This is a genomic window from Marinicauda sp. Alg238-R41 (assembly GCF_947331485.1).
Classification (GTDB): Bacteria; Pseudomonadota; Alphaproteobacteria; order Caulobacterales; family Maricaulaceae; genus Marinicauda; species Marinicauda pacifica.
Window position 1 is genome coordinate 1,216,773 of sequence record NZ_CAMZOJ010000001.1, and the last position, 20,729, is coordinate 1,237,501.

The following is a 20,729-nucleotide window of genomic DNA, read 5'->3' on the forward strand; positions in this document are numbered from 1 at the left end:
CCCGGCTCGGCCTTTGGCCGTCCGGGGTGACACTATCTCGCTGGCTTTTCTACTAAACATCCACCACCCCTCTTTCCCAGCGGAAGCTGGGACCCAGAGAGCGCAGGGCGTCCCGTCCTCTCTGGATCCTGACTTTCGTCAGGAAAGAGGGAGAGGGGAAGCAGAGAGCGCCCTAACCCCCGTCCCGTCGCGCCAGAAACGCCAGCTTCTCAAACACCTGCACGTCCTGCTCGTTCTTCAGCAAGGCGCCGTGCAGGGGCGGGATGAGCTTGCGGGCGTCGCGCTCGCGCAGCACGGCCGGGTCGAGGTCCTCGACCAGCAAGAGTTTCAGCCAGTCGAGCAGCTCGCTGGTGGAGGGTTTCTTCTTCAGCCCCGGCACCTGGCGCACCTCGTAGAAGACGCGCAGCGCCTCGGACAGGAGGCGGCCCTTCAGGTCGGGGAAGTGGACCTGGACGATCCGCTCCATCGTCTCCTCGTCAGGAAAGGCGATGAAGTGGAAGAAGCACCGGCGCAGGAAGGCGTCGGGCAATTCCTTCTCGTTGTTCGAGGTGATGATGACGATGGGGCGTTTTTCCGCGCGGATCGTCTCGCCGGTCTCGTAGACGAAGAACTCCATCTTATCGAGTTCCTGCAGGAGATCGTTGGGAAACTCGATATCGGCCTTGTCGATCTCGTCGATCAGCAGCACGGGGCGCTGGTCGGCGGTGAACGCCTCCCACAGCTTGCCCTTGCGGATATAGTTGCGCACGTCGTGCACCTTGTCGTCGCCCAGCTGGCTGTCGCGCAGGCGGGCCACGGCGTCATACTCGTAAAGGCCCTGATGGGCCTTGGTGGTCGACTTGATATGCCATTCCAGCATCGGCGCGCCCAGCGCGTCGGAGACCTGGCGGGCCAGCTCGGTCTTGCCCGTGCCCGGCTCGCCCTTGACCAGGAGCGGGCGCTCCAGGACGATCGCCGCGTTCACCGCCGCAGCCAGCTCTTCGGTCGCGACATAATCCTTCGTGCCTTCAAAACGCATGGGCGGTTTCGTCCCTCTGTAATGCCTGGTCTGACGTGGTGCGCCGCCAAAGCTTGCGATGGCGCGCTCCTGAACACAACCTAGCTGGACGCCGGCCCGCCGTCATGGGGGTGCAGTGCAGCAAACATCAGCTCGGCGCGCGCCCAGTCCTCCGGCGTATCGATGTCCTGCACGTATTTCGGCGCGATCTCGATGGGAATCGATTTCGGCGAGAAGACCGGCGCCTGTCCGGCCAGCGCCGCGCGCCGCGCCCAGAAGAAATGCGCCGCGTCGTGGAACGCCGGTTCGAGATCCTGCGAGCGCGAGGCAATGAATTCCGGCTGCATCGGCGCGAGGCCCGGCCCGGAGCCGGTCTCCACGCGTTTGAGCGCGCGCTGGACCGGAAACGCGAAGGGCGTCACCGAAATCGCGTAGTCCTGGCCCGGCGCCGCCACCAGCGCGTCATGGCCGGCGCGAATATCGTCCGCCTGCACGAAGGGCGCGGTCGCATAGATCGCGCAGGTCAGCTCGACCGCCTGCCCGCTCGCGTCCTCGAAGGCCGTCACGGCGTGGGCGATCACCGGAACCACGCCGGTAAAATCGTCTGCCAGCGCCTTGGGCCGCAGGAAGGGCACTTGCGCCCCGGCCGCGCGGGCCACCTCTGCGATCTCCTCATCGTCGGTGGAAACCAGAACCGCGTCGAACAGCCCGGTCTGAAGCGCCGCGCGCACCGGCCATTCCAGCATCGGCCGTCCGTGGAAGGCGCGCACATTCTTGCGCGGAATGCGTTTGGAGCCGCCGCGGGCCGGGATGACGGCGATCTTCATCGGCGCGTATTGAGCGCGATGGCGTGAATTTCCGACACGGTGGAGGGCAGGTGGAAGCTCTTGGACACCTTGGTGTGCTCGTCGAACACCGTGATCGCGGTATCGATGGCGATGTTGTTCGACACCCCCATCGCCGCCGAATAATTGCGGTTGCGGCTCTGCCCGATGAAGAAGCGCGACCCGTCATGGGCGAGCCCGCGCGCAAAGCCGGGAAACTGGCCGATCGTCTGCGCATTATTCTTCAGCAATCGCCCGCGCAGCGAATCCAGCACGACCAGCGACCCGTCCACGAAGTCGATCGAGTGCGGCATCCACAGGTCGGAGATGACCGGGCCGGCCCAGCGCTTCTCGGCGAAGTCGTACTCCAGGACCACCCCGTCGAACACGTCGCGCTTCCAGTTGCCGGTGGCAGAGAACATGGACAGGTAGACGCTGTCGCCCAGCACCAGGATGTCGTTGCAATGGTGCTGCGCCTCGCTCGTGCGCGCCTGCTTGCGCGAGATCGCGATGCGCTCCTCCTCCTGCCCGTCCTCGTCATAGACCAGGATGGCATCGAGATAGGAGCAGGCGATGAAATACTTGCGGTGCTCCTCGCTCCAGCACACGCCGTGACAGCGCGCGCCCTGCGGCAGGGCGAAGGTGGAGAGGATGGTGTACTCGCGGTCGAACGTGATGAGGCCGCGCTCGTCGTCGATGGCGATGAAATGCTCGCCATGCGGTTTCAGCCCGTGAAAATTGCCCGCCATCACCTTTCTGAAGCTGTGGCGCGCGCCCTTGATGCTCAGCTCATAGAGGCCACCGCCCGCTTCGGGGTCTTCGCTCGGCGGCAGGCCGCAGGTGAACAGCACGGTTTCTTCCAGCGCTTCCATCTCGGCGATGATGCGCAGATCGTTCAGCACCGGGCTGACCACGAAATCGGTGCCCGGCGTGAAGCCATACCCGGCCAGCTGCTCGCCCACTTCAACAAAGGAGGTGGTGCAGATCACCACGAAAGGGCGCGGGTCCAGGGTGCGCAGCGTGTCGGGCTTGGCGATTTCCAGCCCGGCCTGGCTCTGGCCCTGCAGATTGGGGTTATTGTCCACGATCCCCGTCACGCCCTTGACCCGGCGCAGCGTCTTGGTCGCGATATTGCCCGCCCCGGCCAGCACGATGGGCCGGCCCCGGCCGCGCCCGTTCACATCGGCGAAGGTGGTAAACTCGGCCGTGGTGGTCGCGCTCATACCTGCGCGCCCTTCAAGATGTAGAGCTCGCGGCGCGGATCGTCCTTGTCCAGATAGACCGGGCCATAGCTCGACGCTCCGCCCCAGACATCGTCCTTGACCCATTGGTCGTTCTCGATGCGCCACACGCGCGGATCGCGGAAGGTGTCGCAGATGCAGTCGAACTCGGCCTCGCTCATATCGACATAGCCCAGCCACCGCTCCAGATCCCGGCGCGGTTTGACGTGATCGTGCTTTCTCACCATTTCCAGGCCGGTCTTGTAGTCCATCACGCCCAGGCGCACGTCCTGGCTGGCATGATCGGTCGCGCGACCGTATCCGAACTTGATGAATTTGAGATAATCGTGAACCCCGTTCTCGTGCATGTCGTCGAGATTGGAGATTTTGCGGTAGGTGCGCTCGAACGGATATTCGGCTTTCTTCCAGCCATATTCCTCTTCGGCGACGGCTGCGCACTTGTTGCCGTTCCACTTCTCGTAGAAGCCGAGATACACGCCGCGCACCCCGACGCGGTCGATCTCCTCGTCGCTGGGATAGACAGCCCAGCTCAACTCCTTCTTCGTCAGGCCCATTTTCAGATCGGGCCGCCCGTGGCGCTCCAGCCCCTCGTCGGTGAAGTCGTCCCAGTCCAGCCCGTGCAGGTCGTGCTCCTTGCGCGTCTTGGCGGTGAACTCGGGAAAGTCGGAGTAGGAGAACATGCCCCCCAGATCGACCCAGCCATGGTCGCCCCACAGCATGAGCGGGATTTCGTGGCGCACCGCCATCTGGATCGGATAGGTCTTGATGCCGGCATGGTTGTGCCAGTTCATGTCGCCGTGCAGCTTGAAGCCCAGCAGATTCATCTTGATGAGGGTCTCAAGGCCGGGGCGCATGATGATGTGCTCGGTGTCGAACGCCTCGCGCATCAGCTGCAGGTTATACTCGCCCTCGGGCAGGAAGTTGTTGCCGTGATAGGTGACCAGAAGCGGGCGCAGGCCCAGCTTCTTCACCGCCAGATGGGTCTGGTAATAGCTGTCCTTGCCGCCGCCGACCGGGATGACGCAGTCATAGCCGGACGGGTTGCGATACGCGTCGACCATCTCTTCCAGCATGGTCCAGCGCTCGTCCCAGTCGATATCGACCGTCTGGCCCGCCACGCGGCAGCCCGAGCACCGGCCCTGGTCGTCGAAGGTGAGGGGCGCAGCCGAGCTGCTGGGATAGAAGCACGTCTTGCAGAACTGGACGCTCATGGGCCTTCCTTTGCGCGGGGCTTCAAGGCGAATATCCGAATCGGCCGCCTACAGGGTCTCGCGCTTGTCCGCAGCGATCAAGCGCGGCCCCGGCCGGCCGGTTAAGCCTTAGGAAAGCGTGGAAACGTTAAGGATTAACCATGCTGCCGCGTCAGGAAGGGCCAACTCGCATGCGTCTGCTCAGCGCCCACCAGCCGGTCTATCTGCCTGGCCTCATCCTGTTCAGCAAAATCGCGCTCAGCGACGTCTTCGTCCTGCTGCCCGACGTCCAGTTCCAGCGTCATAGCTGGCAACAGCGCAACCGCGTGCGCAACGGCAAGGAGGCGATCTTCCTCTCCGTGCCGGTGCGCAAGAGCGGAGATCTCGCCCGCACCATCCGCCAGACCGAAATCGCACAAGAGCCCTGGCGCAAGAAACATCTCACCACGCTGAAACAGGTCTATGGCAAGCGGCCCTTCTTCGAGGCGTACTTCCCGCAGGTCGAAGCCCTGATCGAAGCCGAGTACGCCAGTCTCGCCGATCTCGACACCGCCCTGATCCGCCATCTCTGCGAAGTGCTGCAGCTGGACACCGCGATCCTCGACAGCGCCAGCCTGCCCCATGAAGGCGAGGCCCAGGACCGGCTCGTCTCGCTGTGCCACGCTGCCAATGCCGACGGCTACATTTCCAATGTGGGCGCCGCCGCCTATGTCGACGAGGCCGGCTTTGCCGCCGCCGGCCTGACCCATCTCTGGCAGGCCTTCACCCCGCCGGTCTACGACCAGGGCAAACCCTTCCTCTCCAACCTCTCCGTCCTCGACGCCCTGTTCAATCTCGGCCCCGCCACCGCCGACCTCGTCCGCGCCAGCGGCCACGTCACGAGCGATCTGGACGAGGCGCAGCGCGCGCTGGAGGGGTAGGCGCTCCGACCTCACGCCTCTTTCCCAGCGGACGCTGGGACCCAGGAGAGCGTAGGGCGTCCCGTCCTCTCTGGGTCCTGACTTTCGTCAGGAAAGAGGGGGTGGGAGTGAGACAGAGGTGTCCGTCATCCGACCCTTCGAGGCCCGGCTTTGCCGGGCACCTCAGGGTGAGGGGGATAGGCGACATCAACTCATTATATTTAATGATAAACCTCGCCCCGCCCACACCCTCATGCTGAGGTGCGAGCAAAGCGAGCCTCGAAGCATCGGAGGGCGAGCGCCTACCTCTCGCACGAGGCCCCGGCGCTCCCTTCGACCGGGGTGACACGCTTCGATTTTTTCTCTGCCGGTCCAACACCACGCCTCGTTCCCAGCGGATGCTGGGACCCAGGAGAGCGTAGGGCGTCCCGTCCTCTCTGGGTCCTGACTTTCGTCAGGAAAGAGGGATGGGAGTGAGGTAGAGGTGTCCGGCATCCGACCCTTCGAGGCCCGGCTTTGCCGGGCACCTCAGGGTGAGGGCGGGGGCGACATCAACTGATTGTATCTAATGATAAACCTCACCCCACCCACACCCTCATGCTGAGGTGCGAGCAAAGCGAGCCTCGAAGCATCGGAAGGCGGGCGCCTACCTCTCGCACGAGGCCCCGGCGCTCCCTTCGACCGGGGTGACACGCTTCGATTTTTTCTCTGCCGGTCCAACACCACGCCTCGTTCCCAGCGGATGCTGGGACCCAGGAGAGCGTAGGGCGTCCCGTCCTCTCTGGGTCCTGACTTTCGTCAGGAAAGAGGGATGGGAGTGAGGTAGAGGTGTCCGGCATCCGACCCTTCGAGGCCCGGCTTTGCCGGGCACCTCAGGGTGAGGGCGGGGGCGACATCAACTGATTGTATCTAATGATAAACCTCACCCCACCCACACCCTCATGCTGAGGTGCGAGCAAAGCGAGCCTCGAAGCATCGGAAGGCGGGCGCCTACCTCTCGCACGAGGCCCCGGCGCTCCCTTCGACCGGGGTGACACGCTTCGATTTTTTCTCTGCCGGTCCAACACAACGCCTCTTTCCCAGCGGACGCTGGGACCCAGGAGAGGACAGGGCGTCCCGTCCTCTCTGGATCCTGACTTTCGTCAGGAAAGAGGGGGAATGAGGTAGAGGTGTCCGGCATCCGACCCTTCGAGGCCCGGCTTTGCCGGGCACCTCAGGGTGAGGGGGATGGGCGACATCAAACTTTTGTTTTTAAAGATATAATTATCACAAACCTCCAGCCCGCCTCCCTCATGCTGAGGTGCGAGCAAAGCGAGCCTCGAAGCATCGGAAGGCGGGCGCCATCCCAACCTTCGTCATTCCGGGCGAGCAAAGCGAGACCCGGAACCCAGAGAGGACAGGGTGCCTCACGGCATCCTGACATCGAACCCCGCGCGTTGCAGGGCGCGTTTGCCGCCGCGGTCGGCGAGTTCCTTGAAATGCCAGATATTGGCGGCGGCGACCGCGTCCGCCCCCGCTTTCAGGCCCTTGGCGTAATGCTCGTACATGCCGACGCCGGAGCAGGCGATGACCGGGATGGTCACCGCGCTCGACACCGCCTCGATCAGGGCGAGGTCGTAGCCGGTGCCGCGCCCGTCGCGGTCGAGACTCTGCAACAGGATTTCGCCCGCGCCGCGATCCTCGGCCTCTTTGGCCCAGGCAACCGGATCGCGCCCGGTGGCGGTGCGGCCGCCGCGCGTCATCACCTCCCAGCCGTCATCTTTCGCCTTCGCGTCGATGCTGACCACCAGGGCCTGCACGCCGAACCGGTTGGCGATCTCGCTCATCAGGGCCGGCGTCTCGATCGCGGCGGTGTTGATGGCGACCTTGTCCGCCCCGCGCGCGAAGATTTCGCGCACATGATCGACCGAGCTGACGCGCCCGCCCCAGGTCAGCGGCATGAAGCAGTGCGAGGCGACCGCTTCGAGCACGTCCATGGATGTCCCGTAGGCGCGATTGCCGGAGTCCGTGCGTCCGCGCTCCAGCCCGCCCTCTCGGGTGATGTCGAGATAGATCAGCTCGTCCACCGTCCAGTCGTTGAAGCGCGCGACCTCGTGCAGCGGATCGCCGATGATCTGGTGGGTGTCGAAGCGCTCGCTGCGCACCAGGCGCCCGTTCAGGAGCAGCAGCACCGGGATCAGGCGCGGCATCAGCATGAGCGAACCTCTTCGAGCCAGTTTTCGAGCAGGGCGAGCCCGGCCCGGTGGCTTTTCTCAGGATGAAACTGCGTGGCCCAGACCCTTGCCGGTCCGGTCTGAGAGCACAGGGCGGAGGCGAAGCGCTCGCCATGTTCGGTCCATCCGGCCACGGCGGCGGGATCGTCCGGCACGGCGACATAGCTGTGAACGAAGTAGAAGGCCTCGTTCTGGTTGAGCCCCTTGAACAGCGTGTCGGCCCCGGTGGCCTCGACATGGTTCCAGCCCATGTGCGGCACGCGAAGCGGCGGGGTCTGGGCCGGCGGGGCGAGGCGGCGCACGCGGCCGGGAATGATGCCGAGCCCGTCATGGCGTCCATGCTCCTCGCTCTCGTCGAGCAAGAGCTGCATCCCGAGGCAGATCCCCAGCAGGGGGCGGCCGGACGGCGCGATCTCGTCGCGCAAGAGCGTATCGAGCCCGAGCGATTTCAGATGGGCCATGCCCTCGCCGAATGCACCGACGCCCGGCAGCACCACGCCGCTTGCCGCGCGCACGAGGGCCGGGTCGGCGGTGATCGCGACCTGCGCGCCCACATGGGCGAGCGCATTCTTCACCGAGGTCAGATTGCCCATGCCGTAATCGAGAATGGCGATCGTCATCGCTTACTCCTTGCCGCCTTGGCCGAGCTTCAGCAGCTCGGCCACCGCCGCTGCCGCGCGCTCCATGCCGAGCCCGTCCACAAGCTGCGGTCCGGTCTGCGACAGGGCGCGCGCCCGGGCCGGGTTGTTCAGCAGGCCGGTCAGTTCGGCCGCGATATGCTCAGGCTTGTCCCCGGTCTCGAACCCGAGGTCGATCAGCCCGCCGCGCTGGGCGAACCAGTCGATTTCCTCGACCAGGTTTTCAAGCTGCGGAAAGACAAGCGCCGGCACGCCGGCGGCCAGCGCCTCGTAGGCGATCATGCCCCCGGTCAGCACCGCGGCCGGCGCCTCGGCGAGACGGCGCGCGAGGGTCTCGGGCGGCAGGCCGCGTTCCAGCGTCGTGCCGTGCGCGCGGGCGATCTCCGACAGCGCGTCGAACCGGGGATAAGCCGCGCCGACAATGAGGGTAAAACCATAGCCGATGGCGAGCCCGGGGCCGATCTCGGCGAGCGTCATCGCCCAGCGCGCCGCCCGGTCGCCGCCGCCGCACACCGCGACGATCGGTCCGGTTCGCGGCGCATCGTGACGCGCGCCGGCAAAGTGGCGAGATAGCAGCGCGTAATGGCCGCCGCACATGGACTTACCGCCGGATCGTAGTCCGGTATAGGTGTGGTATCTCGGGATTACTGTGCCGTTGACGGCAAGGTCTGCAGGCATCGGCCCGCCAAAATCGTCGATCGCGATCCGCTTGATGTGCGGCACTTTTTCCAGCGCGGCCCAGAGTCCGGGGTCCATGTCCGGTTCGTCGATCAGAATCGCCGCCGGCTCGAAGGCCTCCGCTCGGGCCAGCACGGTGGCCCCGGCATCCGGGCCGGTGGGGGTAATCGTGACCCCGGGGAAAAACCGGGAGAGGCTTTCGCCTGTTCCGACCAGTTCGACCTCCAGACTGCCGGGCAGGCTGGCGATCAGGCGGCTCGTCCGGGCGGCATGGGCGAGGCCTTTTTCGTGCGTGGCATCCACGCGCACCAGAAGGCGCGTCATGAGCTTGCCTCCAGCGTGGATGCGATGATCGAGACCGCCTGGCCGATCCGCTCGGCCGGGTAATCCGCGTCCAGCCACAGATTGAGAGCCGTCCTGGCCCAGGCCTCGCTGTCGGGATGCGCCTGGTCTCCGGTCAGGTGCGGGAAAGCGTCGCTCAATGCGGGATAATTCGTCCCGGCATCGATGCCCGCCTCGCGCAGGCGCGCCACCACATCGTCGCGCACTTCAGGCTCGGTCCGCGCGATCAGGCGCCAGGGTCCGGGCTGGGGCAGGTCCACGCAGGCGAGCTGCGGCGCGAAGGGCGCGAGGCGTTCCTGCCACAGCGCCGCCCGCGCCTTGCGCCGTGCGATCCGGACCGGCAGCCGGGCGAGGGCTGCCAGCAGATCGGGCTCGGAGCTGGCCGGAAACGTATATCGCAACTCACTGATTTCATTAAGAAGCAAGGCCTCTCCGGCGCTCGCCTGTCCGGCATTGCGCAGCCGCCGGCGCTCCAGCGTCAGCGCGGTTTCGACCCGGTCCGCCTGCTCGTCCAGCGCCGGGTAGAGCGCCGCCCGCGCGCTCAGCGCCTCTGCCAGCGCCGGATCGTCGGTGATCACCGCGCCGCCCGCACCGGCGTCCAGAACCTTGCCCGGTCCGAAGCTAACAATGCGCGCCACGTCTCCAAGAGGGGCCGCTCCGCCCGGCGCGAAGCTGGACGAATTGGCATCGTTTTCAATGGTTTGCCAGCCCGCTTGCCTGGCCGCCTTGCGTGCCGCATCGAAGGTCAGCCGGAAGCCGTAAAGGTGGGTGAACAGGACCGCGCCGGTCTTGCCCTCGGCGGCGAGCGCCTCGATCTGGGCGGCCAGCGCGGCATCGTCATTGACCCCGGTGCGTGCGTTCACGGGCGCCAGCCGGACCTGCGCTCCGCTCGCCCAGGCGCATGCCAGAAGGCTCGGACAGGCATTGGACGGGATCAGCAGGATCGACCGACCGTGCAGGCCCAGCGCCTCGAACACGGCCAGCAGGGCCGAGCGCGCGCGCCCGAACAGCACGCCATGACTGCCCCCGAACGCCTCGGCGACCGCGGCTTGCGCGCTAGGTGTCATGGCCGCCCTCGACCATCGACCAGTCCAGCGGCTCTCCGAACGCCAGGTCGCGCGCGGCCGGCCGGCCGAGAACCCGTGTGTATTCGCGCGGATGCAGCCCGCCGCCTGGACGCACCGAGCGCACATTGTCCGGCGTCAGCGTCTCACCGGCCTTCACCGGCGCGGCGACATAGAGCGAGCGGCGCACCGTCTTGGAGCCTTCTTCCGACTTGGCCGTCCCCGTACGTACCTGACCTAAAGCCGCGTGGGCGTTACGGGTTTCGCGTACCAGCGCCGCCAGCTCATCGGGTTCCAGCGAGAAGGCCGCATCCGGCCCGCCATCGGACCGGCGCATCGTGACGTGCTTCTCGATCGCCCGCGCGCCCAGCGCCGTGGCGGCCACCGGCGCGGCAATGCCCGGCGTGTGATCGCTAAGCCCCACAGGAAGTCCCAGCCGCATGGCAAGGTCGGGCAGGGTGCGCAAATCGGCCTCCTCGATCGGCGTCGGGTAGCCGGACGTGCAGTGCAGGACGCACAGCCGGTCGCACCCGGCCTGGCGCGCGGTCAGCACCGCTTCCATTACCTCGTCCCAGCTGGCCATGCCGGTCGACATGACGAGCGGGCGTCCGGTCCTTGCTGCATGGGCGATCAGCGGCAGGTCGATCAGCTCGAAGGAGGCGATCTTGTAGGCCGGCGGATCGAACTGTTCGAGAAAGTCGATGGCGCTGAAATCAAAGGGCGACGAGAACACCGCCATGCCCGCCTTGCGCCCGGCTTCGAACAGCGCTTCGTGCCAGTCCCAGGGCGTGTGCGCCTCCTCGTACAGGTCGTGCAGCTTGCGCCCGTGCCACAGCCCGCCGTCCAGCACAAAGCCCGGCCCGTCATGGTTCAGCGTGATCGTGTCGGCCGTGTAGGTCTGCAGCTTCAGCGCGTCAGCGCCGGCCTCGCCGCACGCGGCGATGATCTCGAGCGCCCGGCCCAGATCGCCCGAATGATTGGCCGACAGCTCTGCGATGATCAGCGGCGGACGGGTGACATCCTGGATCTGGTCAAACATGTCAGAGGTCTGGGTCATTGCCGGTATGTCCTGTGGCGTGAGGCGGGGCATGGCGTATGTTATCGATTCAACCCTCAAGTTTGGGTGAACTGACCGGGAGGCCGAGGACAGGCATGAGCGAGACCGAAGCGGCAGCCAGGACGTGGGACGGCTACTATGCCGGCTCGTTCACGCATGCACCCTATACCGATGCGGTCGTGTTCGCCATCAAGGCCCTGTCGCGAAACCGGGCCGGGATGGTCTACGAGTTCGGTTGTGGCAACGCGCAGAATCTCGGCTTCCTGCGCAGCCTGTTTCCTGATGCGCGCCTGATCGGCAGCGACGTGTCCGAAGCCGGCCTTGCCGCGGCCCGGCGCCGCTATGAAGGCCTGGAGTTGTTTGCCAATGGCGAGACGTTGGCGCTGGCGCCGGCCAGCCTCGACGTGGTCATCGAGCGTGCCGCCCTCCAGCACGTCCCCAAGCCGCTGGGTCAGGCCTATGTGGATGAAATCGCAGAGGCCATGAAGCCGGGCGCGGGCGCATTCTTCGAGATTGCCAATACCGATCATGGTCATGCCGCGCTGGGCGATGGCGGCCAGGACCCGGTCTTTGGGTATCGCGTTTTCTATTCGTTGGGCGAAATCGAGACCCTGTTCGCCGCCTTCGATATCGACCAGGTCTTCGAACGGCGCCGCACGCTGGTCCGGGCGCCGGATCCGGCGGGGTCCGCGCCGGTCTATAACGAGGCGTGCTTCCAGATTTACCTGACCCGGCGCTAGCTGCCGGCCCGAGGCCTTCAGGCGGCTTTCTCTTTTCTGGCCAGCTCGTCCAGCGCCTCGGCGACCGTGTTCATGATGCCCGCCCAGTCCGCGTAGTCCTTGCCGAAGAAGGAGCGCGAGCTCGCGAACCAGGGCGAGCGCCCGAAGCCCATATGGGTCCACACATTGGCGTGCGGGTGGACGAACCAGACCCGGGCGCCGGCCGCGCCGGCCAGGCTGGTGGTGGCATTCGTCGGCCCGATGACCAGATCGCAGGATGCCGCCAGCGCGGTGACCTGTTCGAGGTCGTTCTTCAGGTCGATCCCGTCCAGCGTATGAATGTCGACGCCGAATCTTTCCTTCGCATAGGCGATGTCGGTGGCGGTTTCGCCGTATTGAAGATTGATGAAGTCCGCGCCCGGAGTCTTCAGCACCGGCTTCCACTGGTCGAAAGCAGAAAAGTGCTTCGACCGCTTGGCGTCCATTTTCAATGACTTCCACAGAATCCCGACCTTCAGGCCGGGACCGGTCTTGGCCAGTTCGCCGCGCCAGTGGGCGAGATCGCTCGCCTCGGGTTTGAGGATCGGCTCCTCGGGAAAGTCCTCGATCGCGTGCCGGAAGGCGCGCGCGGGCTGAATGAAGGGCGTCCAGAAATCGGCGGGCGCCGCGTCCTCGAACCCGACGACGGCACGAAACAGCTTGCCCTCGCGCTCCATCGTGCGGTGTGAGCCAACCTTGGCTTCAGGCAGGGTCTTCTGGATCATGTCCACCAGGCGGCGCTCGACCACGATGCGAAGCTCACCCTCCGGTCCGATCGCCTCCAACAAGTCTTTGGCCAGCTGCAGGAAAAGGATCTCGTCGCCCAGGCCCTGCTCGCCGACCCAGAGCAGCCGCTTGCCGCGAATGGCCTCCAGGTCTCGTCCATCCCACATCGGAGCATCGACCAGGACATGGCACATATTCTTGTGGGTCGGGTCGAGGCGCGAATCGTAGAGGTCCCAGCCTTCTTCAAGTTCACCCATGGCCAGTAGCGATTGCGACAGGCCGTGCGTCATCGTGATGATGTCTTTGTGGTTGGAGGCCGTCTTGAGCGCTTCGCGGAAGTGATGGGTCGCCTTGTCCGGCCGTCCCAGCAATTCGTAGGCGAAAGCGGTGTTGTGATGCGCGCGCGCATAGTCCGGCTTCAGGCGCCGGGACTCGTCATAGAAGGTCAGCGCCTCGTCCGGCTTGCCCGATTCCAGCAACGTCGTGCCCAGCGAGTTCCACAGCTCGTAGTTTTCCGGCGAGGCGTAGATGGCCGCGCGCAGCAGCTCGATCGAGGCCTCGAACCCGCCCTTGTCGCGCAGTACCCCGGCCAGGTTGATCGTGGCGCCGGTATGGTTGGGCACCATTTGCAGGTAGATACGCAGGAATTTCTCGGCCGCGTCCAGCATGTCCATCTGCCACGCCAGGGTGGAGAGGTTCATGTAGATCTCGGGATCTGTCGGATCGAGCTTCCAGGCGCGTTCGTAGAATTGCAGCGCCTTGGACAGGCGCCCCAGGCGTTCCAGGCACAGCGCCAGCGCATGGTTGGCCATCGCGCTGTCCGGCGCCATCTCCACCGCGTCGAGGCAAAGCCGGGCGGCCTTGGCGGCGGAAACCGGGTTGTCTTCGACGATCTTCAAGGCGCGGCGCAGCATGGCCACCGCCTTGGGCGGCGGCGCGGAGGCTTGCCGCCTGGCATCGTTCAGAGTGCGTTGCAGCTCGGCCGCGGCCGGCTTGTCCCGGCGCGGACGGATTTCGCGTTTGGCGTGTTCGGTGCCGGCGGCCAGTTCGGCATCAAGATCGAGAAGCTGGCTCATCTACCCACTCCAGTATTCGGATGAGCGTGCAAGGAAGCGCTGGTTCGATTAAGGTTTCGCTAATCACTCGCGGCGCGGGATTTCTGTGTCCCGGCGCAGCGCAGAAACGCTTTATTCACGGTGTTCTTTCACCGTAGCTTCAAACCAAAGAGCTATTCGGCTCTGATGATCGTGACTGGAGTTTCGTATCCATGCCGCTCAAGCTTTCGCTCAAGCCTGGAGAACGGTTCGTGCTTAATGGTGCGGTCGTGGAGAACGGTGACAGGCGCGCGACCCTGGTGCTTCAGAACAAGGCCTCGGTCCTTCGCGAGAAGGACATCATGCAGGAGCATGAGGTCGATAGCCCCGCCAAGCGCATCTATTTCCCGGTCATGATGATGTATCTGTCCTCCAGGGCAGAAAACGACGTTTACGACGAATTCGTGCGCCGCATGACCGAGTTCATGGGGGCGATCTCCAACCCGGATATCCTGTCGGAATGCGTCTCCATCAGCCGGGATGTGATGAGTGCCGAATACTACAAGGCGCTTCTGCGCTGTCGCAAACTGATTGCCTACGAGGCCGAGCGCATGGGGCTCGCCTCATCGAGCAGCAAGGGCTAGCCCGACATGTCCTATCGCGCTTACCAGACCGCCTCTGCGCGGGCCGAAAACCCGCGTGAAACCGAGTACCGGCTCTTCGGCCAGGTGACGCGGGCGCTCATTGCGGCCAGCGAAGCCGGGCCTCTGGAATTCAAGCAGCGCGCCGATGCGCTCGACTGGAACCGTCGCATGTGGTCAGGCCTGGCTGCCGACTGTGGCAGCGAGGGCAACAAACTGCCCGAGAGCCTGCGCGCCGCCATCATTTCTCTGGGTATTTTCGTCTCGAAAGAGACCAGTGCTGTCATGCGCGGCGACAGCAATTTCGACACTCTGATCGAGATCAACCGCATGATCATGCAGGGCCTGGCACCGGCCGTGGCGAACGCCGAAGCGGTCTGAAACGCGTCGATCCGAACGAAACTGCCAGACGGCCACCGGAGAGCTCCGGTGGCCGTTTCCTATTTGCCGATCGGCAGAAATCGCCCGGCCATAATCGCCGCTCTGGTTAACGCCGCCGCGGCGCCTTTGCCAATCCATTGAAACAAAATAGTGAATCGTACGCTCGGGGGTGCCGCAAACGGCACGGCGTTTGCGCAGCAGGGGCAGGACAAAATGTCCGCCGGCTAAAACGGCCGTTCAAGCTTCCAGAACGGAGGAACCCCACAATGAGCATCTCAAATTCCGTGAACACGAACGCAGGCGCCATGGTTGCCCTGCAGAACCTGAACAAGACGAATTCGGAGCTGCAGGAAGTGCAGACCCGTATCAACACCGGCATGAAAGTGGCCGGCGCCAAGGATAATGGCGGCATCTTTGCCATTGCCCAACGCATGCGCTCGGAAGTGTCGGGGTATTCGGCTGTTCAGCAGTCACTGGATCGTGGCATGGCCACCACCGATGTTGCCCTGGCAGCCGGTGAGGCCATTTCCGATCTTCTGATCGAGATGAAGGAGAAGGCCTTGGCCGCGGGAGACGCATCGCTCGATACTGCCAGCCGCTCGGCGCTGAACGAAGACTACAAGGCGCTGCGCGACCAGATCGGTACGATCGTGTCGAACGCGGAGTTCAATGGCGTCAATCTCATTGACGGCTCGCAAACCGATGGGTTTATCGCGCTGGCCAATGCCGACGGATCGAACTCGATCACGGTCGGGACGGAAAACCTGTCCCTGTCCGGTACGATCGTGACGATCACTTCGACCTCGTCTTTCTCGACCGCGACCACCGCTGCGGCGGCGGCCAGCGCGATCGGGACGAGCCTGGACAATGTGAACAACGCGCTCGCGCGTCTGGGCACGAAGTCCAAAGCGCTCGAGATCCACGACTCGTTTGTCACGAAACTGTCTGACGCTCTGGAAACAGGGATCGGTAACCTCGTGGATGCGGATCTCGCGAAGGAAAGCGCCCGCCTGCAGTCGCTTCAGGTGAAGCAACAGCTGGGCATCCAGGCGCTGGGAATTGCGAATTCCGCACCGCAATCGGTGCTGTCCTTCTTCCAGTAGGACGACAACAAGGCCGGGACCGTTGCCACCACGCGGTCCCGGCATTTTTTTGACTCGCTTGCGGTTAATGTCTTGTTTACCAAATCAATTTCCGAGCCCACGGGGAAGACTTCCCGCTAGGCAAAAAATGTCACTCCGGCAAAAACTGCCGACTTCTGACGCTGAAACCGGGCAATTTTTGCCGACTGGGGCGCTTCGTTAGCGCCCGCCTCAGCGTCCGACTCCCCAACATGGCCACGCAAATACCGGCTTTTGTACGCGATCGGTGAAAACTGGCCCCGCACTTGCTGCTTGGACTCCAGGTCAGAAGACCCAGCGCGCAAAATGTGCGCTACAGCGTAGAAAGCGAACAGGAGCCAAGAAATGGCGACTATCAATACGAATGCGGGGGCGATGATCGCCCTCCAGAACCTCAACAAGACCAACTCCGATCTTGAGCAGGTTCAGCAGCGCATCAACACCGGCCTGGCGATCAGCTCGGCCAAGGACAATGGCGGCATCTACGCCATCGCCCAGTCGATGCGTGCAGACGTCGGCGGCTACAAGGCCGTCAGCCAATCCCTCGATCTGGCCACGTCCACGGTCGATGTCGCGCTCGCGGCGGGTGAAGCGATCTCCGACATCATGGTCGAGATGAAGCAGAAGGCCCTCGCAGCCTCTGACACGTCGCTCGACACGGCTGCGCGTTCGGCCCTGAACGAGGACTTCAAGGCTCTGCGCGATCAGATCGGCACGATTGTTGAAAACGCCGAGTTCAACGGCAAGAACCTGATCTCCAACGGCGCTACCGATATCAGCGCTCTGGCCAATGCCGACGGTTCGAACACCATCACCATCGGTGCCGAAGACCTCAGCCTGACCGGGACCACGCTGACCATTTCGGGCGCCACGCAGATCAATACCGTGACCAACGCTTCGGCTGCGGCCACGGCGATCGGTACCTCGCTGGACAACCTGAATGCGTCTCTGGCGCGTCTGGGCACCGGCTCGAAATCCCTCGAGATCCACAAGACCTTCGTCGGCAAGCTGTCTGACACCCTGGAACAGGGTATCGGCAACCTGGTCGACGCGGATCTGGCCAAAGAGTCCGCACGTCTGCAGTCGCTGCAGGTGAAACAGCAGCTGGGTGTCCAGGCGCTGTCGATCGCGAACTCCGCGCCGAGCACGATCCTCGGTTACTTCCGGTAATCGATCCTGACTTCGGCGGTTCCGGCGCAGGAAGCGTCCGGGCCGCCGGATAACAGCGCGCAAAACGCGCGTCTTCAACGTAGAAAACGAACAGGAGCCAAGAAATGGCGACTATCAATACGAACCCGGGGGCGATGATCGCCCTCCAGAACCTGAACAAGACCAACTCCGATCTTCAGCAGGTTCAGCAGCGCATCAACACCGGCCTGGCGATTTCGTCGGCCAAGGACAATGGCGGCATCTACGCCATCGCCCAGTCGATGCGTGCAGACGTCGGCGGCTACAAGGCCGTGACCCAGTCCATCGATCTGGCGGTCTCCACCGTCGACGTGGCCCTGGCCGGTGGCGAAGCCATCTCCGACATTCTGGTCGACATGAAGCAGAAAGCCCTCGCGGCGGCTGACACGTCGCTCGACACGGCGGCACGTTCGGCCCTGAACGAAGACTTCAAGGCCCTGCGCGACCAGATCGGTACGATCGTCTCGAACGCCGAATTCAATGGCGCCAACCTGATTGACGGCTCGAAGACCGCCGGCATCAGCGCGCTCGCCAATGCAGACGGCAGCAATACGGTCGATGTCGACGACGAAAACTTCAGCCTCGGCGGGTCGATCGTGACCCTGGCCGCGACCGCTTCGTTCGGCACTGCCGCCGAAGCATCCACCGCTGCTTCCACGATCGCGACCTCGCTGGATTCCCTGAACGCGTCGCTGGCGCGCCTGGGTACCGGGTCGAAGTCTCTCGAGATCCACAAGACCTTCGTCAGCAAGCTGTCTGATACCCTGGAGCAGGGCATCGGCAACCTGGTTGACGCGGATCTGGCCAAAGAGTCCGCACGTCTGCAGTCGCTGCAGGTGAAACAGCAGCTGGGTGTCCAGGCGCTGTCGATCGCGAACTCCGCGCCGAGCACGATCCTCGGTTACTTCCGGTAATCGAAGCTGAGCGGGCGGCGGTGTAACGTGGGGTTCCGCCGCCGCCCCCTCTCTTTCTTCACCAGATCCAGCCAGCAGCCATCGGAGATGAATCGCGCGCGAGCGCATTGAGTAAAGGATTGGAACAGACCCATGGAACCGCTCACGACAGGACGCGCCTTCGCGTCGTCCCGGTTGGAGCTCGGCGTTCAGGAACCGGGACCGCAACAACCGGCACGCCAGAATCCACAAGGGCAATCGAAGGTCGAGCCGTCCGCAGATGCGGATACCGGCCCGTTCACCGGCGAGGACCTGCACGATCAGGTCGCAGCGATCGAAAAGCTTCGTGCCTCGGTCTCGGCGCTGGAGAGCAATCGGCTCAGCATCGACCGGCACGAGGAATCCGGCCACTTCATCTACCGCATCATCAACGAGCAGACGGGCGAAACCATCCGCAAATGGCCGCCTGACAGCTATCTCGATCTTGTCGCCTTCCTGCGCGACGGCCAGGCCGGACTGATCGACGAACAGGCCTGACAGCCCGGCAAGATCTGACCGGTCAGGTGGAAAATCTTACCATACCGGCTGCGCCAGAGGCGGGGCCGGACATATGCGTTTCAGCCTACCTCTTTGAATCTTCTCTCAAAACAGATCTGGCCAAAAACTGGCCCGGTCATTGCTGTTAACCGTAAGACAGCCGCCAGAAGCGGCATGACGGTGAAACGGGAGAAGTCCAATGGCGCTGAGCGTCCACACCAACACATCCGCGATGATCGCCCTGCAGAATCTGAACAAGACCAACACGAACATGCAGGATGTTCAGCAGCGGATTAACACCGGCCTGAAAGTGTCGGGTGCGAAGGACAACTCGGCCGTGTACGCGGTCGCCCAGGGCATGCGGTCGGACGTCGGGGCCCTCGGCTCGGTCCAGACCTCGCTCGACCGCGCGGTCTCGATCGGCGATGTCGCTCTGGCGGCCGGCGAGGCGATCTCCGATCTGCTGATCCAGATGCGCGAGAAAGCCACAGCGGCCATGGACCCGTCCATCGACACCTTCTCGCGTCAGGCTTATGATAGCGATTACAAGGCCTTGCTCGAACAGATCCAGTCGGTTCTGGCAAACGCCGAGTTCGATGGCGCCAACATTCTGGACGGTTCGGTCACGGGCGGGATCGCCTTCCTCGCCGATGCCGATGCCACACGGACGGTTACGCTGGGCACGCAGGACATGTCCATCTCCGGCGCAGTCATCACGCTGACGAGCAACTCCAGCCTTGGCACGGTGACGATGGCGTCCAACGTCGTTTCCGGGATCCAGGCCAGTCTGGACAACGTCAACCAGGCGCTCGCCAATCTTGGCTCGGACATGAAGAAGATCGAGTCTCACCGCACCTTCGTGGGCAAGCTGGTCGACAGCCTGAACGAGGGGGTGGGCAACCTGGTCGATGCGGACCTTGCCCGGGAAAGCGCCAGGCTGCAGGCGCTCCAGGTCCAGCAGCAGCTGGGCGTACAGGCCCTCTCGATCGCGAACTCCGAGCCGCAGATCATCCTCTCGCTCTTCGGACGATAGGCGGTCGCGACCTCTTTACCGTGACATCCGGCCGCCCGGTGCATCATCATGTGCCGGGCGGTTTGCTGTCTGGACCTCGTGGCGCAGGAGCGCATTGAATGAGCGACAGGTATTTGCCTTATGGGCGCCAATCGATCGACCAGGACGATATCGACGCCGTCACGCGCGCGCTGCAGTCTGACTATCTGACGACGGGGCCGGAAATAAGCGCGTTCGAAGCCGAGTTCGCCCAAGCGGTCGCCTCCCCCAATGGCGTCGCCTGCAACAGCGCCACGGCTGCGCTTCACATGGCCTATGACGGGCTTGGCCTGAGACCGGGCGACGCGGTCATCGTGCCGGCAGTGACCTTCCTGGCGACCGCGAACGCGGCCCGTTTCTGCGGCGCGGATGTCGTCTTCTGCGATGTCGATCCCGAGACCGGGCTGATGACGCCGGACACGCTGCGCGAGGCGCTGGCGCGCGCGCAAGACCGTGCGCGACTGGTCGCTCCGGTGCATCTGGGCGGCGTGATGTGCGCTATGGAGGACATTGCCGCCCTCGCGCGTCCGCTCGGTCTGGCCATCGTGGAAGACAGCTGTCACGCGCTGGCCAGTCTCGATGAAGCCGGCCAGCCCGCCGGCGCCTGCCCGAACAGCGATGCGGCTACGTTTTCCTTCCATCCGGTCAAGACGCTGGCGTGCGGGGAAGGCGGGATGGTGACGACGAGGGACGCCGCGCTGGCTGAGCGCATGAGGCTGACGCGTTCCCACGGAATGGTGCGCGATGGAGCGCGGCTCGAGCGCGCGACGGGCGCGCAGGAGCCTTGGTGGTATGAGATGCACGCGCTCGGCTGGAATTACCGCATGCCCGATATCAACGCTGCGCTCGGCCGTTCGCAGCTGACGAAACTTTCCCGCTTCGCGCAGCGCCGCCGGGATCTGTCGTCCCGGTATGACGCGCTGCTCGCCCCGCTTTCGCCCCATGTCCAGCCGCCTGCCGGGCGCCCCGGCATCGACGCCTGCCGGCATCTCTACAATGTGCGGATCGATTTCGAGGCGCTGGACGTGACACGCACCGAATTGATGCGGGCCCTGTCGCAACAGGGCGTGGGCACGCAGGTCCACTATATCCCGGTCTCTGACCAGCCCTATTACAAGGCGCTCTATGGCGAGCAACGCTTCGAAGGCGCTGATCGCTACTATGCGCGCACCCTGTCGCTGCCGCTCTACCCGGCGATGGATGATGGAGACCCGGAGCGGGTCGTGACCGCCTTGAAGGCGGTGCTGGGCCTCTAG

20 protein-coding genes are annotated in these 20,729 nt (G+C 64.3%); 10 read left to right on the plus strand and 10 right to left on the minus strand.

The annotated features are described in order from the left end of the window. Positions 1 to 172: 172 nt before the first annotated feature. The 4 genes from PGP17_RS05725 to PGP17_RS05740 all read right to left on the minus strand — a co-directional run bounded on the left by PGP17_RS05725 (position 173) and on the right by PGP17_RS05740 (position 4,273). A complete protein-coding gene (locus PGP17_RS05725; RefSeq protein WP_135943011.1) occupies positions 173 to 1,018 on the minus strand; it encodes an AAA family ATPase in 846 nt (281 codons plus the stop codon). Between the two features lie 80 nt (positions 1,019 to 1,098). Continuing rightward, on the minus strand, positions 1,099 to 1,824 hold the full coding sequence (pseF, locus tag PGP17_RS05730) for a pseudaminic acid cytidylyltransferase (RefSeq protein WP_270374575.1): 726 nt from the start codon (positions 1,822 to 1,824) through the stop codon (positions 1,099 to 1,101). After that, positions 1,821 to 3,044, minus strand: coding sequence for a DUF4915 domain-containing protein (locus PGP17_RS05735; RefSeq protein WP_270374576.1), 1,224 nt, complete (start codon positions 3,042 to 3,044; stop codon positions 1,821 to 1,823). The genes pseF and PGP17_RS05735 overlap by 4 nt, the downstream gene beginning before the upstream one ends. Beyond that, complete coding sequence (locus tag PGP17_RS05740; RefSeq protein WP_270374577.1) at positions 3,041 to 4,273, minus strand: N-acetyl sugar amidotransferase; 1,233 nt, start codon at positions 4,271 to 4,273, stop codon at positions 3,041 to 3,043. The genes PGP17_RS05735 and PGP17_RS05740 overlap by 4 nt, the downstream gene beginning before the upstream one ends. A 170-nt stretch (positions 4,274 to 4,443) precedes the next feature. Between PGP17_RS05740 and PGP17_RS05745 the strand changes: the two genes are divergently transcribed. Continuing rightward, complete coding sequence (locus PGP17_RS05745) at positions 4,444 to 5,172, plus strand: WbqC family protein (RefSeq protein ID WP_270374578.1); 729 nt, start codon at positions 4,444 to 4,446, stop codon at positions 5,170 to 5,172. Positions 5,173 to 6,557: 1,385 nt separating this feature from the next. Here the strand turns inward: PGP17_RS05745 and hisF are convergent. Genes hisF through pseI form a run of 5 tightly spaced genes read right to left on the minus strand, consistent with a single transcriptional unit; the run spans position 6,558 to position 11,143 of the window. Next, positions 6,558 to 7,346, minus strand: coding sequence for an imidazole glycerol phosphate synthase subunit HisF (hisF, locus tag PGP17_RS05750; protein ID WP_270374579.1), 789 nt, complete (start codon positions 7,344 to 7,346; stop codon positions 6,558 to 6,560). Further along, positions 7,340 to 7,984 carry an imidazole glycerol phosphate synthase subunit HisH gene (gene hisH / locus PGP17_RS05755; protein WP_270374580.1) on the minus strand — a complete coding sequence of 215 codons (645 nt, stop codon included), beginning with the start codon at positions 7,982 to 7,984 and terminating at the stop codon, positions 7,340 to 7,342. The genes hisF and hisH overlap by 7 nt, the downstream gene beginning before the upstream one ends. Positions 7,985 to 7,987: 3 nt before the next feature. Beyond that, a complete protein-coding gene (locus PGP17_RS05760) occupies positions 7,988 to 9,004 on the minus strand; it encodes a hypothetical protein (protein ID WP_270374581.1) in 1,017 nt (338 codons plus the stop codon). Continuing rightward, positions 9,001 to 10,089 (minus strand): DegT/DnrJ/EryC1/StrS family aminotransferase, encoded by a 1,089-nt coding sequence (locus PGP17_RS05765; protein ID WP_270374582.1) that lies wholly within the window; start codon positions 10,087 to 10,089, stop codon positions 9,001 to 9,003. Before PGP17_RS05765 ends, PGP17_RS05760 begins: the two co-directional genes overlap by 4 nt. Further along, positions 10,079 to 11,143 carry a pseudaminic acid synthase gene (pseI, locus tag PGP17_RS05770; protein ID WP_270374583.1) on the minus strand — a complete coding sequence of 355 codons (1,065 nt, stop codon included), beginning with the start codon at positions 11,141 to 11,143 and terminating at the stop codon, positions 10,079 to 10,081. Before pseI ends, PGP17_RS05765 begins: the two co-directional genes overlap by 11 nt. A 95-nt stretch (positions 11,144 to 11,238) precedes the next feature. Between pseI and PGP17_RS05775 the strand changes: the two genes are divergently transcribed. Next, positions 11,239 to 11,883 (plus strand): class I SAM-dependent methyltransferase, encoded by a 645-nt coding sequence (locus tag PGP17_RS05775; protein WP_270374584.1) that lies wholly within the window; start codon positions 11,239 to 11,241, stop codon positions 11,881 to 11,883. 17 nt (positions 11,884 to 11,900) lie between these two features. On the opposite strand, the gene PGP17_RS05780 is transcribed toward PGP17_RS05775, so the two are convergent. Then, complete coding sequence (locus tag PGP17_RS05780) at positions 11,901 to 13,703, minus strand: tetratricopeptide repeat protein (protein ID WP_270374585.1); 1,803 nt, start codon at positions 13,701 to 13,703, stop codon at positions 11,901 to 11,903. Between the two features lie 191 nt (positions 13,704 to 13,894). On the opposite strand from PGP17_RS05780, the gene flbT reads away from it, so the two are divergent. The 8 genes from flbT to pseC all read left to right on the plus strand — a co-directional run bounded on the left by flbT (position 13,895) and on the right by pseC (position 20,729). After that, a complete protein-coding gene (gene flbT, locus PGP17_RS05785; RefSeq protein WP_135943023.1) occupies positions 13,895 to 14,305 on the plus strand; it encodes a flagellar biosynthesis repressor FlbT in 411 nt (136 codons plus the stop codon). A gap of 6 nt (positions 14,306 to 14,311) precedes the next feature. Beyond that, complete coding sequence (flaF, locus tag PGP17_RS05790; RefSeq protein WP_135943024.1) at positions 14,312 to 14,683, plus strand: flagellar biosynthesis regulator FlaF; 372 nt, start codon at positions 14,312 to 14,314, stop codon at positions 14,681 to 14,683. Between the two features lie 266 nt (positions 14,684 to 14,949). Then, entirely contained in the window at positions 14,950 to 15,786 is an 837-nt protein-coding gene (locus PGP17_RS05795; protein WP_135943025.1) for a flagellin, read from the plus strand. A gap of 363 nt (positions 15,787 to 16,149) precedes the next feature. Further along, positions 16,150 to 16,974, plus strand: coding sequence for a flagellin (locus PGP17_RS05800; protein WP_270374586.1), 825 nt, complete (start codon positions 16,150 to 16,152; stop codon positions 16,972 to 16,974). A 104-nt stretch (positions 16,975 to 17,078) separates the two neighbouring features. Beyond that, positions 17,079 to 17,906: a flagellin gene (locus PGP17_RS05805; protein ID WP_270374587.1), complete on the plus strand. Its 828-nt coding sequence runs from the start codon at positions 17,079 to 17,081 to the stop codon at positions 17,904 to 17,906. Positions 17,907 to 18,038: 132 nt separating this feature from the next. Continuing rightward, on the plus strand, positions 18,039 to 18,422 hold the full coding sequence (locus PGP17_RS05810) for a flagellar protein FlaG (protein ID WP_135943028.1): 384 nt from the start codon (positions 18,039 to 18,041) through the stop codon (positions 18,420 to 18,422). 199 nt (positions 18,423 to 18,621) lie between these two features. Further along, the gene (locus tag PGP17_RS05815; protein WP_135943029.1) at positions 18,622 to 19,455 is read left to right on the plus strand and encodes a flagellin; all 834 of its coding nucleotides are present in this window, start codon (positions 18,622 to 18,624) and stop codon (positions 19,453 to 19,455) included. A gap of 98 nt (positions 19,456 to 19,553) precedes the next feature. Next, positions 19,554 to 20,729: a UDP-4-amino-4,6-dideoxy-N-acetyl-beta-L-altrosamine transaminase gene (pseC, locus tag PGP17_RS05820; protein ID WP_270374588.1), complete on the plus strand. Its 1,176-nt coding sequence runs from the start codon at positions 19,554 to 19,556 to the stop codon at positions 20,727 to 20,729.

What these genes read in the sequence shown, in the direction of transcription:
- PGP17_RS05725 (WP_135943011.1), bottom strand. Translation starts at nt 1,018, where the DNA reads ATGCGTTTTGAAGGCACGAAGGATTATGTCGCGACCGAAGAGCTGGCT.
- pseF (WP_270374575.1), bottom strand. Translation starts at nt 1,824, where the DNA reads ATGAAGATCGCCGTCATCCCGGCCCGCGGCGGCTCCAAACGCATTCCG.
- PGP17_RS05735 (WP_270374576.1), bottom strand. Translation starts at nt 3,044, where the DNA reads ATGAGCGCGACCACCACGGCCGAGTTTACCACCTTCGCCGATGTGAAC.
- PGP17_RS05740 (WP_270374577.1), bottom strand. Translation starts at nt 4,273, where the DNA reads ATGAGCGTCCAGTTCTGCAAGACGTGCTTCTATCCCAGCAGCTCGGCT.
- PGP17_RS05745 (WP_270374578.1), top strand. Translation starts at nt 4,444, where the DNA reads ATGCGTCTGCTCAGCGCCCACCAGCCGGTCTATCTGCCTGGCCTCATC.
- hisF (WP_270374579.1), bottom strand. Translation starts at nt 7,346, where the DNA reads ATGCTGATGCCGCGCCTGATCCCGGTGCTGCTGCTCCTGAACGGGCGC.
- hisH (WP_270374580.1), bottom strand. Translation starts at nt 7,984, where the DNA reads ATGACGATCGCCATTCTCGATTACGGCATGGGCAATCTGACCTCGGTG.
- PGP17_RS05760 (WP_270374581.1), bottom strand. Translation starts at nt 9,004, where the DNA reads ATGACGCGCCTTCTGGTGCGCGTGGATGCCACGCACGAAAAAGGCCTC.
- PGP17_RS05765 (WP_270374582.1), bottom strand. Translation starts at nt 10,089, where the DNA reads ATGACACCTAGCGCGCAAGCCGCGGTCGCCGAGGCGTTCGGGGGCAGT.
- pseI (WP_270374583.1), bottom strand. Translation starts at nt 11,143, where the DNA reads ATGACCCAGACCTCTGACATGTTTGACCAGATCCAGGATGTCACCCGT.
- PGP17_RS05775 (WP_270374584.1), top strand. Translation starts at nt 11,239, where the DNA reads ATGAGCGAGACCGAAGCGGCAGCCAGGACGTGGGACGGCTACTATGCC.
- PGP17_RS05780 (WP_270374585.1), bottom strand. Translation starts at nt 13,703, where the DNA reads ATGAGCCAGCTTCTCGATCTTGATGCCGAACTGGCCGCCGGCACCGAA.
- flbT (WP_135943023.1), top strand. Translation starts at nt 13,895, where the DNA reads ATGCCGCTCAAGCTTTCGCTCAAGCCTGGAGAACGGTTCGTGCTTAAT.
- flaF (WP_135943024.1), top strand. Translation starts at nt 14,312, where the DNA reads ATGTCCTATCGCGCTTACCAGACCGCCTCTGCGCGGGCCGAAAACCCG.
- PGP17_RS05795 (WP_135943025.1), top strand. Translation starts at nt 14,950, where the DNA reads ATGAGCATCTCAAATTCCGTGAACACGAACGCAGGCGCCATGGTTGCC.
- PGP17_RS05800 (WP_270374586.1), top strand. Translation starts at nt 16,150, where the DNA reads ATGGCGACTATCAATACGAATGCGGGGGCGATGATCGCCCTCCAGAAC.
- PGP17_RS05805 (WP_270374587.1), top strand. Translation starts at nt 17,079, where the DNA reads ATGGCGACTATCAATACGAACCCGGGGGCGATGATCGCCCTCCAGAAC.
- PGP17_RS05810 (WP_135943028.1), top strand. Translation starts at nt 18,039, where the DNA reads ATGGAACCGCTCACGACAGGACGCGCCTTCGCGTCGTCCCGGTTGGAG.
- PGP17_RS05815 (WP_135943029.1), top strand. Translation starts at nt 18,622, where the DNA reads ATGGCGCTGAGCGTCCACACCAACACATCCGCGATGATCGCCCTGCAG.
- pseC (WP_270374588.1), top strand. Translation starts at nt 19,554, where the DNA reads ATGAGCGACAGGTATTTGCCTTATGGGCGCCAATCGATCGACCAGGAC.